The organism is Yersinia vastinensis, from assembly GCF_044905075.1.
Taxonomy (GTDB): domain Bacteria; phylum Pseudomonadota; class Gammaproteobacteria; order Enterobacterales; family Enterobacteriaceae; genus Yersinia; species Yersinia vastinensis.
Genome location: NZ_CP173260.1, coordinates 3,893,076 through 3,906,980, shown reverse-complemented (window position 1 = coordinate 3,906,980; position 13,905 = coordinate 3,893,076). Strand labels below are relative to the sequence as shown.

Genomic DNA, 13,905 nt, shown 5'->3' with positions numbered 1-13,905 from the left:
CCAAGGTAACGCATGAAAGCAGCGCGCCCCGGGAAGTTAAAGCGCCAGGAAGAACAAGCCAGCTTTATAAGCTGGCGTTTTGCGTTGCTGTGCGGCTGTATTTTGTTGGCATTAGTCGGCTTGATGTTGCGCACAGCCTATCTGCAAGTGATTAACCCCGACAAGCTGGTACGCGAGGGTGATATGCGCTCTCTGCGGGTACAGGAAGTGCCGACGGCGCGTGGCATGATAAGTGACCGCTCTGGCCGCCCGTTGGCTGTCAGTGTGCCGGTTAATGCAGTTTGGGCTGACCCGAAAGAATTAACCGAACGCGGTGGCATTACGCTGGATACACGCTGGAAAGCGCTGTCTGATGCTTTGGAGATCCCGCTCGACCAACTGGCAACCCGCATCAACGCTAACCCGAAAGGGCGCTTTGTTTATCTGGCGCGTCAGGTCAACCCCGCGATTGGCGATTACATCCACAAGCTGAAATTACCCGGAATCTATTTACGTCAGGAATCCCGCCGCTACTATCCAGCGGGTCAGGTGATGGCGCACATTATCGGTGTAACAAACATTGATAGCCAAGGTATTGAGGGTGTAGAGAAAAGTTTTGACCGCTGGCTCACTGGGCAACCCGGCGAGCGTACGGTACGTAAAGACCGCTATGGCCGCGTTATTGAGGATATCTCCTCGGTAGACAGTCAGGCCGCGCACAATTTGGTGCTGAGTGTTGATGAACGCTTACAAGCGCTGGTCTACCGCGAATTGAACAACGCAGTGGCCTTTAACAAGGCTGAATCAGGCACGGCTGTGCTGGTCGATGTTAATACCGGCGAAGTGCTGGCGATGGCAAACAGCCCGTCTTACAACCCAAATAACTTAACCGGTACGCCGAAAGACGCAATGCGTAACCGGGCGATAACCGATATTTTTGAACCCGGCTCAACAGTTAAGCCAATGGTAGTGATGACGGCATTGCAGCATGGCGTAGTGAAAGAAAATAGTGTGCTGAATACCTTGCCGTACTTTGTTAACGGTCACCAAATTAAAGACGTGGCCCGTTACGCTGAGCTATCCGTGACCGGGATCTTGCAGAAGTCGAGTAACGTCGGTGTTTCTAAGCTGGCGTTAGCGATGCCATCCTCAGCCTTGGTAGAGACTTACTCAAGGTTTGGGTTTGGGAAAGCGACCAATTTGGGGTTGGTCGGAGAAAGCAGTGGCTTATATCCTAAAAAACAACGGTGGTCTGACATAGAGAGGGCCACCTTCTCTTTCGGCTACGGGCTAATGGTAACACCGTTACAACTAGCGCGAGTCTATGCAACCATCGGCAGCATGGGGATTTATCGCCCGCTGTCGATAACCAAAGTTGACCCGCCAGTGGCCGGTGAACGCGTCTTCCCTGAACCGCTGGTACGTACCGTGGTTCATATGATGGAAAGCGTGGCGTTACCTGGCGGCGGGGGCACTAAAGCTGCCATCAAAGGCTATCGGATTGCTATTAAAACTGGTACCGCCAAAAAAGTCGGGCCAGATGGCAAATATATGGACCGATACCTCGCTTACACCGCTGGCGTAGCGCCTGCGAGTAACCCTAGATTTGCTCTGGTTGTGGTCATCAATGACCCGCAGGCAGGGAAATATTACGGTGGTGCGGTTTCTGCACCAGTGTTCGGTGCCATCATGGGCGGCGTACTGCGCACCATGAACATTGAGCCAGATGCATTACCCACTGGTGATAAAAGCGAATTAGTGATTAATACAAAAGAGGGTTCAGGTGGCAGATCGTAACTTGCGCGACTTACTCGCTCCTTGGGGGCTTGACGTCCCGGAGCGTGCGCTACGGGAAATGACATTAGACAGCCGTGTTGCCGCTGCCGGGGATTTGTTTGTCGCTGTTGTCGGCCACCAGACGGACGGGCGTCGTTATATCCCGCAAGCCATCGCACAAGGTGTGGCGGCCGTGGTCGCTGAAGCTGATGGTGTCGCACCGGATACCAGCATGGTTGAAATGCATGGCGTGCCTGTTATCTATCTGCGTAATTTGAATCAGCACTTATCCAAACTGGCGGGGCAATTTTATCACCAGCCGGGTGCCGCATTACGTTTGGTGGGTGTGACCGGGACTAACGGCAAAACCACCACCACCCAATTACTAGCACAATGGGCTCAGTCGCTGGGTGAAACCAGCGCAGTAATGGGAACAGTAGGTAATGGTTTATTGGGGCATGTTATCCCGACGGAGAACACCACAGGTTCGGCGGTTGATATCCAACATTTGTTGCGTAATTTGGTTGACCAAGGCGCAACTTTCGCGGCAATGGAAGTCTCTTCTCATGGTTTGATTCAAAATCGTGTCGCGGCGTTGCCATTTGCTGCTGCTGTGTTCACTAACTTAAGCCGTGATCATTTGGATTATCACGGCAATATGGCGAGTTATGAAGCGGCGAAGTGGCTGTTGTTCTCTACTCATCAATCCGAGCACAAAATTATCAATGCTGATGACGAAGTGGGGCGCCGCTGGTTAAGCCAGTTGCCGCAAGCGGTAGCCGTCAGCATGGAAAACAACGTTCCTACAGGTTGGAAAGGCCCGTGGTTATCTGCCACCAAAGTTGATTATCACGATAACGGGGCCAGCATCGCCTTTGACTCCAGTTGGGGTGAGGGGCAGTTAGAAAGCCGCCTGATGGGGGCATTTAACGTCAGTAACCTGCTCGTAGCTCTGTCAACATTGCTTTCACTGGGTTACCCGTTGGCACAACTATTAGCTGCTGCACCTCATCTGCAACCTGTGTGTGGGCGGATGGAAGTGTTTAACGCGCCAGACAAACCGACGGTAGTGGTGGATTATGCCCACACCCCGGATGCGTTGGAAAAAGCGTTGGCTGCGGCTCGTTTACATTGTAAAGGCCAGTTGTGGTGTGTGTTCGGTTGCGGTGGCGACCGAGACAAAGGTAAGCGCCCACTTATGGGCGGTATCGCGGAACAACTGGCTGACCGTGTCGTTGTTACTGACGATAATCCGCGTAGTGAAGAGCCACAGGCTATTGTTGCTGACATTCTTGCCGGTTTAATGGATGCGGGCCGAGCGATGGCGATTCATGGCCGCGCCGAAGCGGTGACCAGTGCCATTATGCAAGCCAACGAAGACGATGTTGTGGTTATTGCTGGTAAAGGACATGAAGATTATCAATTGGTTGGCAATCGTCGGCTGGATTACTCCGACCGTGTGACCGTCGCCCGCTTGTTGGGGGTGATGGCATGATTAAGGTCTCCCTGCAATTCTTGTCCACGTTGCTTAACGCTGAATACATTGTTAACGACAAACAGCGCGATGGTATCGATATTACTGAAGTGACCATTGATACTCGCAAGGTCACTGCGGGGTGTTTGTTTGTTGCGCTGAAAGGCGAGCGTTTTGATGGACATGATTTTGCAGAAGATGCTGTTTCCGCTGGTGCAGGCGCTCTGCTGGTAAGTAAACGCTTACTGGTGGGGGCCCCGCAATTAGTGGTTAAAGACACTCGTTTGGCGCTGGGGCAATTTGCTGCTTGGGTGCGCCAGCAAGTGCCCGCTCGTGTGGTCGCGTTAACCGGTTCCTCGGGTAAAACCTCGGTAAAAGAAATGGTTGCCGCGATTTTGCACCAATGTGGCAATGTGCTGTATACCGCTGGCAACTTTAATAACGATATCGGCGTGCCATTGACTCTGCTACGTCTGACGCCTGAGCATGACTTCGCCGTCATCGAGCTGGGTGCCAACCATGTGGGTGAAATTGCCTACACTACCGATTTAAGCCGTCCGGAAAGCGCCTTGGTCAACAATTTGTCTGCCGCACATTTGGAAGGATTTGGCTCACTGGCTGGTGTGGCGCAAGCTAAAGGCGAAATTTTTGCGGGGTTACCTGCTAACGGCACCGCGATTATCAATGCAGACAGCCACGACTGGCCGCATTGGCAAGAAACATTACATAACAAACGAGTATGGCGTTTTTCACCTCAGGCTGCGGAAGATATTGATTTCTATGCCAGTAATGCGCGTATTACGCCGCAAGTGACGTATTTCACCCTGCATTCCCCCTTTGGCTCCGTGGATATCGAATTGCCACTGCCGGGGCGGCATAACATTGCCAATGCGTTAGCCGCAGCGGCATTAGCTATGTCGGTCGGGGCCGATTTAGCGGCTGTCCGTCAAGGGCTGTCTCAGTTACAGGCTGTGCCGGGTCGCTTATTCCCTATTCAACTCGCCGAGAACAAGTTACTGCTTGATGACAGCTATAACGCCAATGTGGGTTCCATGACCGCCGCCGCCCAAGTGCTAGCTGAAATGCCAGGCTATCGGGTGATGGTCGTCGGCGACATGGCTGAATTGGGTGAGACCGCGGTCGATTGCCATCGTCAGGTGGGAGAAGCGGCGAAACAAGCGGGTATCGATAGAGTGCTAAGTGTCGGCATGTTGAGCCAGACGCTGAGTGATGCGAGCGGATGTGGCGAACATTTTCAGGATAAGAACACCTTGGCAGCCCGTGTGAGTGAATTGCTGCAAGAACATCCGGTTATCACCGTCTTAATTAAAGGTTCACGTAGCGCCGCCATGGAAAATGTCGTGCGTGCGTTACAGGAGAAGGCATCATGTTAGTTTGGTTGGCTGAATACTTAGTAAAATTTTACTCCGGCTTTAACGTCTTTTCTTATTTGACGTTCCGCGCCATCGTTAGTCTGTTGACCGCATTAATTATTTCATTGTGGATGGGGCCGCACCTGATTTCTTACTTACAGAAATTACAGATTGGTCAGGTTGTGCGTAATGATGGGCCAGAGTCACATTTCAGCAAACGCGGTACGCCAACGATGGGCGGCCTGATGATTTTGTTCTCCATCACTATCTCGGTTCTGATGTGGGCTTACCCCTCTAACCCATATGTCTGGTGTGTACTGTTCATTCTCGTCGGTTACGGGATTGTCGGTTTTATTGATGACTACCGCAAAGTGGTTCGTAAAAACACCAAGGGGTTAATTGCTCGCTGGAAATACTTCTGGCAGTCGATCATTGCACTGGCGGCCGCTTTCGCCATGTATAGCATCGGTAAAGATACCCCAGCTACTGAACTGGTGGTGCCATTCTTTAAAGACATCATGCCGCAGCTCGGCTTGCTCTATATCCTACTGGCTTACTTTGTCATCGTAGGGACCAGTAATGCGGTCAACTTGACCGATGGGCTGGATGGACTGGCAATTATGCCAACAGTTTTCGTCGCAGGCGGTTTTGCATTGGTGGCTTGGGCGACCGGTAACGTGAATTTCGCTGCATATCTGCATATTCCTTATCTGCGTCATGCCGGTGAGTTGGTGATTGTGTGTACCGCAATTGTTGGAGCCGGGTTGGGCTTTTTGTGGTTTAACACTTATCCGGCTCAAGTATTTATGGGCGATGTCGGCTCGTTAGCATTGGGCGGCGCGCTGGGCACTATCGCAGTATTACTGCGCCAAGAGTTCTTGTTAGTGATTATGGGCGGGGTGTTCGTTGTTGAAACGCTGTCGGTTATCTTGCAAGTCGGTTCCTTTAAGTTACGTGGGCAGCGGATTTTCCGCATGGCCCCAATTCATCATCATTACGAACTTAAAGGCTGGCCAGAACCACGGGTGATCGTGCGCTTCTGGATTATTTCGCTGATGCTGGTGCTGATTGGCCTAGCGACGCTGAAGGTGCGGTAATTATGGTTGATTATCAGGGTAAAAAAGTCGTCATTATCGGGTTGGGGCTAACAGGCCTCTCCTGCGTTGATTTCTTTATGGCGCGTGGTGTAACGCCGCGTGTTATGGATACCCGTATCAATCCTCCGGGCCTGGATAAACTGCCTGACAGTGTTGAGCGGCATGTAGGTGACCTGAATCAGCAATGGCTGTTAGATGCTGATTTGATTGTTGCTAGCCCCGGTATTGCACTGGCACACCCTGCATTAAGCGATGCAGCAGACGCCGGTGTCGAAATTGTCGGTGATATCGAACTGTTCTGTCGTGAGAATCAAGCGCCCGTAGTGGCTATCACTGGCTCTAACGGCAAAAGCACCGTGACTACCTTGGTTGGCGAGATGGCCAAAGCGGCCGGTTGGCCGGTGGGGGTTGGCGGTAACATCGGTGTTCCGGCTCTGTCGCTATTGAAACAGGAAAACCAATTGGTGGTGCTGGAGTTGTCCAGTTTCCAATTGGAGACCACCTCAAGTTTACGCGCTAATGCCGCCACCATACTGAATGTCACGGAAGATCACACGGACCGTTATCCATTCGGGTTGCAGCAATATCGCGCAGCTAAACTGCGGGTGTATGAAAACGCTAAAGTTTGCGTCGTGAATGCCGATGACGCGCTCACCATGCCAGTTCGTGGTGCCGATAGCCGTTGTATCAGTTTTGGTGTTGATGTGGGTGATTACCATCTGAATAAACAGCAAGGTGAAGTTTGGCTGCGAGTGCGTGGTGAGAAGGTACTGAATACTCGGGAAATGAAATTGACCGGGCGTCATAACTACACCAATGCGCTGGCGGCACTGGCGCTGGCTGATGCAGTTGGTATTCCTCGTTCGTCAAGTTTGAAAGCATTGACGACGTTTACTGGCCTTCCACATCGTTTCCAATTGGTGGTTGAGCGCAATGGCGTGCGCTGGATTAATGATTCTAAAGCCACCAACGTGGGTAGCACTGAAGCCGCACTCGATGGTTTACAGGTTGATGGCACTTTGCATCTGTTGCTTGGCGGCGACGGTAAGTCTGCTGATTTCTCCGGGTTGACTCGCTTTTTGCAAGGCGACCATATCAAGATTTACTGCTTTGGTCGTGACGGTGCCCAACTGGCCGAATTACGTCCAGAGGTATCAACGCTCACGGAGACAATGGAGCAAGCCATGGTGCAACTGGCGAAGAGCGTTGCACCGGGGGATATGGTGCTGCTGTCTCCTGCTTGTGCCAGTTTGGACCAGTTCCGAAGCTTTGAGCAACGCGGTGATGAGTTTGCTCGTTTGGCGGAGGAGCTGGGCTGATGCGCATGCCGGGGCTGGGGCTGTTTAATACGGTTAAGCATTTTGTGATGGGGTCGCGGGAGAGCGACACCACCAGCATGGTGCTTTACGACAGAACCTTGCTGTGGCTGACATTCGGTTTGGCGATTATTGGTTTTGTGATGGTGACTTCGGCGTCAATGCCAATTGGCCAGCGTCTGGCGGGTGATCCTTTCCTGTTTGCTAAGCGTGATGCACTGTATCTGGCGCTGGCATTCGGTTTGTCGCTGGTCACACTACGTATCCCGATGGAAGTTTGGCAGCGTTATAGCAATATTATGTTGTTGATTTCAATTGTGATGTTGCTGGTGGTTCTGGTGGTCGGTAGCTCGGTAAACGGGGCATCCCGCTGGATTTCTCTGGGGCCACTGCGTATTCAGCCAGCCGAGCTTTCCAAGCTGTCACTGTTTTGTTATCTGGCCAGCTATCTGGTGCGCAAAGTTGAAGAGGTTCGCAGTAACTTCTGGGGCTTCTGTAAACCGATGGGAGTGATGGTCATTCTGGCTGTATTGCTACTGGCACAACCCGATTTAGGGACTGTGGTGGTGCTGTTTATCACCACATTGGCGATGTTGTTTTTGGCTGGTGCAAAAATGTGGCAGTTTCTGGCTATTATCGGCTCCGGTGTTTTTGCCGTGTGTTTACTGATTGTTGCCGAACCTTACCGTATGCGCCGTGTGACATCGTTCTGGAATCCATGGGCGGATCCCTTCGGCAGTGGTTACCAGTTAACCCAGTCATTGATGGCCTTTGGCCGCGGTGAATTATGGGGGCAGGGGCTGGGGAATTCCGTGCAGAAATTAGAGTATTTACCGGAAGCGCATACCGACTTTATTTTCTCGATTTTAGGCGAGGAGCTTGGGTATTTCGGTGTGGTTCTTGCATTGTTAATGGTATTCTTCGTCGCTTTTCGTGCTATGTCCATTGGGCGTCGCGCATTAGAGATTGATCAGCGATTTTCTGGCTTTTTGGCCTGCTCGATCGGCATCTGGTTTAGTTTTCAGGCGCTGGTTAACGTTGGGGCTGCCGCTGGGATGTTGCCAACTAAAGGTTTGACTTTACCACTGATAAGTTACGGCGGTTCGAGCCTGATTATTATGTCAACCGCGATAGTGCTGTTGTTACGTATTGATTTTGAAACACGTTTGGCAAAAGCCCAAGCGTTTGTAAGGAGTGCCCGATGAGTGGCAAAACCAAGCGTTTAATGGTGATGGCAGGTGGCACTGGGGGGCATGTCTTCCCCGGTTTAGCCGTGGCACATCATCTGATGGCGCAAGGCTGGCAGGTGCGTTGGTTAGGCACCGCAGACAGAATGGAAGCGTCATTGGTTCCCAAGCACGGCATTGAAATTGATTTTATCCAGATTTCTGGATTGCGTGGTAAGGGGCTGATGGCCCAATTGACGGCACCGGTACGAATTTATCGTGCCGTGCGTCAGGCGAAGAAAATCATGCGGGATTATCAGCCGGATGTCGTGCTGGGAATGGGTGGTTATGTGTCTGGTCCCGGTGGTTTAGCCGCGTGGTTATGTGGCATTCCGGTGGTGCTGCATGAGCAAAACGGGATTGCGGGTTTGACTAACCGCTGGTTGGCTAAAATCGCGAAAAAGGTTTTACAGGCATTTCCGGGGGCATTTGCGCACGCAGAAGTTGTTGGGAACCCAGTTCGCACAGATGTATTGGCACTGCCATTACCGGCTGAACGTCTTAATGGTCGCGAAGGGCCGATTCGGGTGTTGGTCATCGGTGGTAGTCAAGGGGCGCGAGTGCTGAACCAAACGTTGCCGCAAGTTGCTGCAACATTGGGTGAGCAGATAACGGTTTGGCATCAGGTAGGGAAAGGTGCGTTACCTGATGTATTAGCGGCCTACCAGCAAGTAGGGCAAGGCGAAAAACATCAAATCGTCGAATTCATTGATGATATGGCTGCGGCCTATGCTTGGGCTGATGTGGTGGTTTGCCGCTCCGGGGCATTGACCGTCAGTGAAGTGGCTGCCGCAGGTTTACCGGCAATTTTTGTGCCCTTCCAGCATAAAGACCGGCAGCAATATTGGAATGCATTACCGCTAGAAAAGGCCGGGGCGGCCAAGATTATTGAGCAGCCACAGTTTACGGCGCAAGCCGTGAGCGACCTACTCGCTCAGTGGGACCGAGCAACCTTACTGACGATGGCGGAGCGAGCAAGACTTGTGGCTATCCCGGACGCAACTGAGCGAGTGGCTGCTGAAGTGGTCGCTGTCAGTAAGTGAAATAGATAATGAACAGCTGGCAATAAATGCGGGCTGTGAATATGTAACAGACAAAAAAGTGAAGAGAAACGTGAATACACAACAACTGGCGAAACTACGTACTATCGTGCCCGAGATGCGTCGCGTCCGGCACATTCACTTTGTTGGCATCGGTGGTGCTGGCATGGGTGGTATCGCTGAAGTGTTGGCAAACGAAGGCTATCAGATTAGCGGTTCAGACTTGGCGCCGAACCCAGTCACTCAGCACTTGGCTTCATTGGGCGCGCAGATTTATTTCCATCACCGTCCAGAGAACGTATTGGATGCCAGTGTAGTGGTTGTTTCAACAGCAATTTCTGCGGATAACCCAGAAATTGTTGCCGCTCGTGAGGCGCGAATTCCGGTGATCCGCCGCGCAGAGATGCTGGCAGAGCTGATGCGTTATCGTCATGGGATTGCGGTTGCTGGCACCCATGGCAAAACCACCACCACCGCGATGGTCTCCAGTATTTATGCTGAAGCAGGTCTGGATCCTACATTTGTGAATGGTGGTTTGGTAAAAGCTGCGGGCACCCACGCACGTTTGGGTTCCAGCCGTTATCTGATTGCGGAAGCGGATGAGAGTGATGCGTCATTCTTACATTTGCAACCGATGGTGGCGATTGTCACCAATATCGAAGCCGACCATATGGATACCTATCAGGGCGACTTTGAGAATTTAAAACAGACATTCATTAACTTTTTGCACAACTTGCCGTTTTATGGCCGTGCAGTGATGTGTATCGATGACCCTGTGGTGCGTGAGTTGCTACCGCGCGTAGGCCGTCATATCACTACTTACGGTTTCAGTGATGACGCAGATGTGCAGATTGCCAGCTACCGTCAGGAAGGCCCACAGGGGCATTTCACATTGAAGCGTCTGGATAAGCCGTTGATGACGGTAACCTTGAATGCTCCGGGTCGTCATAATGCGCTAAATGCAGCGGCGGCGGTTGCAGTCGCAACGGAAGAAGGTATTGAAGACGATGATATCTTGCGTGCGCTGGCAGGATTTCAGGGTACAGGGCGTCGCTTTGATTTTCTCGGTAACTTCCCACTGGCACCCGTCAACGGGAAAGAAGGTAGTGCAATGCTGGTTGATGATTATGGTCATCATCCAACAGAGGTTGATGCGACGATTAAAGCCGCGCGTGCTGGCTGGCCAGATAAACGCATTGTGATGGTTTTCCAGCCGCATCGCTACACGCGTACCCGTGATCTGTATGACGATTTTGCCAATGTATTATCGCAGGTTGATGTTTTGCTGATGTTGGATGTGTATGCCGCCGGTGAGCCGCCGATTCCTGGTGCTGACAGTCGCTCACTGTGCCGCACTATTCGCAATCGTGGCAAATTAGATCCAATTTTGGTTTCTGACAGTGAAACCGTGCCTGAGGTATTGGCGCAAGTGCTTAATGGCGATGATCTGATTCTGGTTCAGGGTGCTGGCAACATCGGTAAGATTGCCCGTAAATTGGCTGAGCTTAAATTGCAGCCGCAGACAAAAGACGAGGAACATCATGGCTGAGAAAGTTGCCGTATTGCTGGGTGGAACCTCCGCTGAACGTGAAGTTTCATTACTTTCAGGCCAGGCTGTTTTGGCGGGTCTAAGAGAGGCGGGTATTGATGCTCATGGCGTTGATACCAAAGATTTTCCGGTGACTCAGCTTAAAGAACAGGGCTTTGATAAGGTATTTATCGCTCTGCACGGTCGAGGGGGCGAGGACGGTACGCTGCAAGGCGTGTTGGAGTTTCTGCAATTACCTTATACCGGCAGCGGCGTGATGGCCTCTGCGCTGACAATGGACAAATTACGCACCAAATTGGTGTGGCAAGCCTCAGGTTTGCCGATTTCTCCTTATGTCGCCTTAAATCGTCAACAGTTTGAAACACTTTCGTCAGAGGAATTAGATGATTGTGTCGCTAAGCTTGGTCTGCCATTAATTGTGAAACCAAGCCACGAAGGCTCTAGCGTCGGGATGAGTAAGGTTAATAAGGCTAGTGAGTTACAGGCCGCCTTAGTTGAAGCTTTCCGTCATGATACAGATGTCTTGATTGAAAAATGGTTGAGTGGGCCAGAATTCACGGTCGCTATTTTGGGTGACGAGGTTTTACCGTCGATTCGGATTCAAGCGCCCGGTGTGTTTTATGATTATGAAGCTAAATATCTGTCTGACGAAACTCAATACTTCTGCCCAAGTGGTTTGAGTGCTGAGTTAGAGCAACAGTTGGCGGAGTTGGCATTACAGGCATATCAGGCGCTGGGTTGCAGCGGTTGGGGCCGGGTTGATGTCATGCAAGATAGCGATGGTCGTTTCTACCTGCTGGAAGTGAATACTTCACCGGGTATGACCAGCCACAGCTTGGTGCCGATGGCAGCGCGTGAGTCGGGGTTGAGTTTCTCCCAGTTAGTGGCCCGAATTTTGATGTTGGCTGACTGATATGTCGCAAGCTGCCCTGAATGCGCGTGAACGAGCGGCTGAAAACAGTGCCGCCCGGCGCAGTAACGGAGGACAGTTAGCAGGGTTGATTTTCCTGCTAATGGTTCTGGGTACCATCCTCTGGGGAGGATGGGTAGTCGTCGGTTGGATGAAGGATGCCAGTCGATTGCCGCTGTCGAAACTGGTGGTGACAGGTGAGCGCCATTACACCACCAATGATGATATTCGCCAGGCAATTCTGGCATTGGGCGCACCAGGGACTTTCATGACGCAGGATGTCAATATCATTCAGCAACAGATTGAGAGATTACCTTGGATTCAGCAGGCCAGTGTGCGTAAACAATGGCCGGATGAGCTGAAAATCCATCTGGTGGAGTATGTGCCCTTTGCCCGTTGGAATGATTTACATATGGTGGATGAGCAGGGGCGGTCATTTAGTGTGCCGTCTGAGCGAGTCGGTAAGCAGAAGTTGCCATTATTGTACGGACCGGAAGGCAGTGAACAGGATGTTCTCGAAGGTTACCGGGCAATAAACAAGGTGTTAGCGGCCAATAAGTATCAGCTAAAAATGGTGGCAATGAGTGCCAGACATTCTTGGCAGTTGGCCTTAGATAATGATGTTCGGCTGGAGCTGGGACGGGATGACCGGATGGGGCGTTTGCAGCGTTTCATCAAGTTGTATCCGATGTTGCAACAGCAGCCAGATAAACGGGTCAGTTATGTCGATTTGCGATATGAAACAGGGGCTGCAATAGGTTGGGCTCCGGTATTTATCGGCAGTCAGGGTGTTGAACCATCCATAAATGACCAGCAGAACAGTAATCCGCAACAGAATCAGGCACAGGCAAAACAACAATGATCAAGTCGACGGACAGAAAACTGGTAGTAGGTCTTGAGATCGGAACGGCAAAGGTCTCCGCATTGGTAGGGGAAGTTCTGCCCGATGGCATGGTCAATATTATTGGGGTAGGCAGTTGCCCATCCCGTGGCATGGATAAGGGTGGGGTTAATGATCTTGAATCGGTAGTGAAATGCGTCCAGCGCGCTATCGATCAGGCTGAGTTAATGGCAGATTGCCAAATTTCATCTGTTTATCTGGCGTTGTCGGGTAAACATATCAGTTGTCAGAATGAAATAGGGATGGTTCCTATTTCAGAAGAGGAAGTAACTCAGGAAGATGTAGAAAACGTAGTGCATACCGCGAAGTCGGTACGTGTGCGTGATGAGCATCGTATCTTGCATGTTATTCCGCAGGAGTATGCCATCGATTATCAGGAAGGCATTAAAAATCCTGTTGGTCTTTCGGGCGTGCGGATGCAGGCCAAGGTACACCTGATTACCTGCCATAACGATATGGCAAAGAATATTGTTAAAGCGGTAGAACGTTGTGGTCTGAAAGTGGACCAATTGATTTTCGCCGGTTTGGCAGCCAGTTATGCCGTATTGACCGAAGATGAACGTGAGCTAGGTGTCTGTGTTGTCGACATCGGTGGTGGCACCATGGATATGGCGGTTTATACCGGTGGGGCATTGCGTCATACCAAAGTTATCCCTTACGCCGGGAATGTGGTCACCAGCGATATAGCTTATGCCTTCGGGACTCCGCCGACAGACGCGGAAGCGATTAAAGTTCGACACGGCTGTGCGCTCGGGTCGATTGTCAGCAAGGACGAAAGTGTAGAAGTGCCAAGTGTTGGCGGACGTCCTCCTCGTAGTCTGCAAAGACAGACACTCGCTGAGGTTATAGAACCACGCTACACCGAATTGCTGAATTTGGTTAATGACGAGATTTTACAATTGCAGGAGCAATTACGTCAGCAAGGTGTGAAGCATCATCTGGCAGCCGGTATTGTGCTGACAGGCGGAGCGGCACAAATTGATGGTTTGGCTGAATGTGCGCAACGAGTATTTCATGCTCAGGTGCGTATCGGTCAACCGCTCAATATTACCGGGCTGACGGATTATGCACAGGAACCTTATTACTCCACTGCTGTTGGGTTGTTGCACTATGGTAAAGAATCTCATCTCAGTGGTGAGTCAGAAGTAGAAAAACGTGCCTCAGTGGGCAATTGGTTTAAACGTATCAATAGCTGGCTGAGAAAAGAGTTTTAATGTTTCAACAAAGAGATCATGCTGAACATATTTTTTGATCTCGAAGCGAC

11 protein-coding genes are annotated in these 13,905 nt (G+C 51.3%); all 11 read left to right on the top strand.

What is annotated here, in order from left to right; translation table 11 throughout:
* Positions 1 to 12: 12 nt before the first annotated feature.
* The 11 genes from ACIOG0_RS18125 (at position 13) to ftsA (ending at position 13,855) form a co-directional block, all read left to right on the top strand.
* Positions 13 to 1,776 carry a peptidoglycan glycosyltransferase FtsI gene (locus ACIOG0_RS18125; RefSeq protein WP_050100489.1) on the top strand — a complete coding sequence of 588 codons (1,764 nt, stop codon included), beginning with the start codon at positions 13 to 15 and terminating at the stop codon, positions 1,774 to 1,776.
* Positions 1,763 to 3,250 carry a UDP-N-acetylmuramoyl-L-alanyl-D-glutamate--2,6-diaminopimelate ligase gene (gene murE, locus ACIOG0_RS18120; RefSeq protein ID WP_186372038.1) on the top strand — a complete coding sequence of 496 codons (1,488 nt, stop codon included), beginning with the start codon at positions 1,763 to 1,765 and terminating at the stop codon, positions 3,248 to 3,250. Before ACIOG0_RS18125 ends, murE begins: the two co-directional genes overlap by 14 nt.
* Complete coding sequence (gene murF / locus ACIOG0_RS18115; protein WP_050140446.1) at positions 3,247 to 4,623, top strand: UDP-N-acetylmuramoyl-tripeptide--D-alanyl-D-alanine ligase; 1,377 nt, start codon at positions 3,247 to 3,249, stop codon at positions 4,621 to 4,623. Before murE ends, murF begins: the two co-directional genes overlap by 4 nt.
* Positions 4,617 to 5,699 (top strand): phospho-N-acetylmuramoyl-pentapeptide-transferase, encoded by a 1,083-nt coding sequence (gene mraY / locus ACIOG0_RS18110; protein ID WP_050100485.1) that lies wholly within the window; start codon positions 4,617 to 4,619, stop codon positions 5,697 to 5,699. The genes murF and mraY overlap by 7 nt, the downstream gene beginning before the upstream one ends.
* 2 nt (positions 5,700 to 5,701) lie before the next feature.
* Positions 5,702 to 7,018 carry a UDP-N-acetylmuramoyl-L-alanine--D-glutamate ligase gene (gene murD, locus ACIOG0_RS18105; RefSeq protein ID WP_050295881.1) on the top strand — a complete coding sequence of 439 codons (1,317 nt, stop codon included), beginning with the start codon at positions 5,702 to 5,704 and terminating at the stop codon, positions 7,016 to 7,018.
* On the top strand, positions 7,018 to 8,220 hold the full coding sequence (ftsW, locus tag ACIOG0_RS18100; protein WP_050100483.1) for a cell division protein FtsW: 1,203 nt from the start codon (positions 7,018 to 7,020) through the stop codon (positions 8,218 to 8,220). The genes murD and ftsW overlap by 1 nt, the downstream gene beginning before the upstream one ends.
* The gene (murG, locus tag ACIOG0_RS18095; RefSeq protein ID WP_050100481.1) at positions 8,217 to 9,284 is read left to right on the top strand and encodes an undecaprenyldiphospho-muramoylpentapeptide beta-N-acetylglucosaminyltransferase; all 1,068 of its coding nucleotides are present in this window, start codon (positions 8,217 to 8,219) and stop codon (positions 9,282 to 9,284) included. The genes ftsW and murG overlap by 4 nt, the downstream gene beginning before the upstream one ends.
* Positions 9,285 to 9,354: 70 nt before the next feature.
* Positions 9,355 to 10,830, top strand: a complete 1,476-nt coding sequence (gene murC / locus ACIOG0_RS18090) for a UDP-N-acetylmuramate--L-alanine ligase (protein WP_050100477.1) — start codon at positions 9,355 to 9,357, stop codon at positions 10,828 to 10,830.
* Complete coding sequence (locus ACIOG0_RS18085; protein WP_050100476.1) at positions 10,823 to 11,743, top strand: D-alanine--D-alanine ligase; 921 nt, start codon at positions 10,823 to 10,825, stop codon at positions 11,741 to 11,743. Before murC ends, ACIOG0_RS18085 begins: the two co-directional genes overlap by 8 nt.
* 1 nt (position 11,744) lies before the next feature.
* Entirely contained in the window at positions 11,745 to 12,602 is an 858-nt protein-coding gene (ftsQ, locus tag ACIOG0_RS18080; protein WP_050100474.1) for a cell division protein FtsQ, read from the top strand.
* Positions 12,599 to 13,855: a cell division protein FtsA gene (ftsA, locus tag ACIOG0_RS18075; protein WP_002210431.1), complete on the top strand. Its 1,257-nt coding sequence runs from the start codon at positions 12,599 to 12,601 to the stop codon at positions 13,853 to 13,855. Before ftsQ ends, ftsA begins: the two co-directional genes overlap by 4 nt.
* Positions 13,856 to 13,905: the final 50 nt, after the last annotated feature.

Excerpts from the sequence above, each read along its gene's own strand:
- ACIOG0_RS18125 (WP_050100489.1), top strand. The coding sequence starts at position 13 with ATGAAAGCAGCGCGCCCCGGGAAGTTAAAGCGCCAGGAAGAACAAGCC.
- murF (WP_050140446.1), top strand. The coding sequence starts at position 3,247 with ATGATTAAGGTCTCCCTGCAATTCTTGTCCACGTTGCTTAACGCTGAA.
- mraY (WP_050100485.1), top strand. The coding sequence starts at position 4,617 with ATGTTAGTTTGGTTGGCTGAATACTTAGTAAAATTTTACTCCGGCTTT.
- murD (WP_050295881.1), top strand. The coding sequence starts at position 5,702 with ATGGTTGATTATCAGGGTAAAAAAGTCGTCATTATCGGGTTGGGGCTA.
- ftsW (WP_050100483.1), top strand. The coding sequence starts at position 7,018 with ATGCGCATGCCGGGGCTGGGGCTGTTTAATACGGTTAAGCATTTTGTG.
- murG (WP_050100481.1), top strand. The coding sequence starts at position 8,217 with ATGAGTGGCAAAACCAAGCGTTTAATGGTGATGGCAGGTGGCACTGGG.
- ACIOG0_RS18085 (WP_050100476.1), top strand. The coding sequence starts at position 10,823 with ATGGCTGAGAAAGTTGCCGTATTGCTGGGTGGAACCTCCGCTGAACGT.
- ftsQ (WP_050100474.1), top strand. The coding sequence starts at position 11,745 with ATGTCGCAAGCTGCCCTGAATGCGCGTGAACGAGCGGCTGAAAACAGT.
- ftsA (WP_002210431.1), top strand. The coding sequence starts at position 12,599 with ATGATCAAGTCGACGGACAGAAAACTGGTAGTAGGTCTTGAGATCGGA.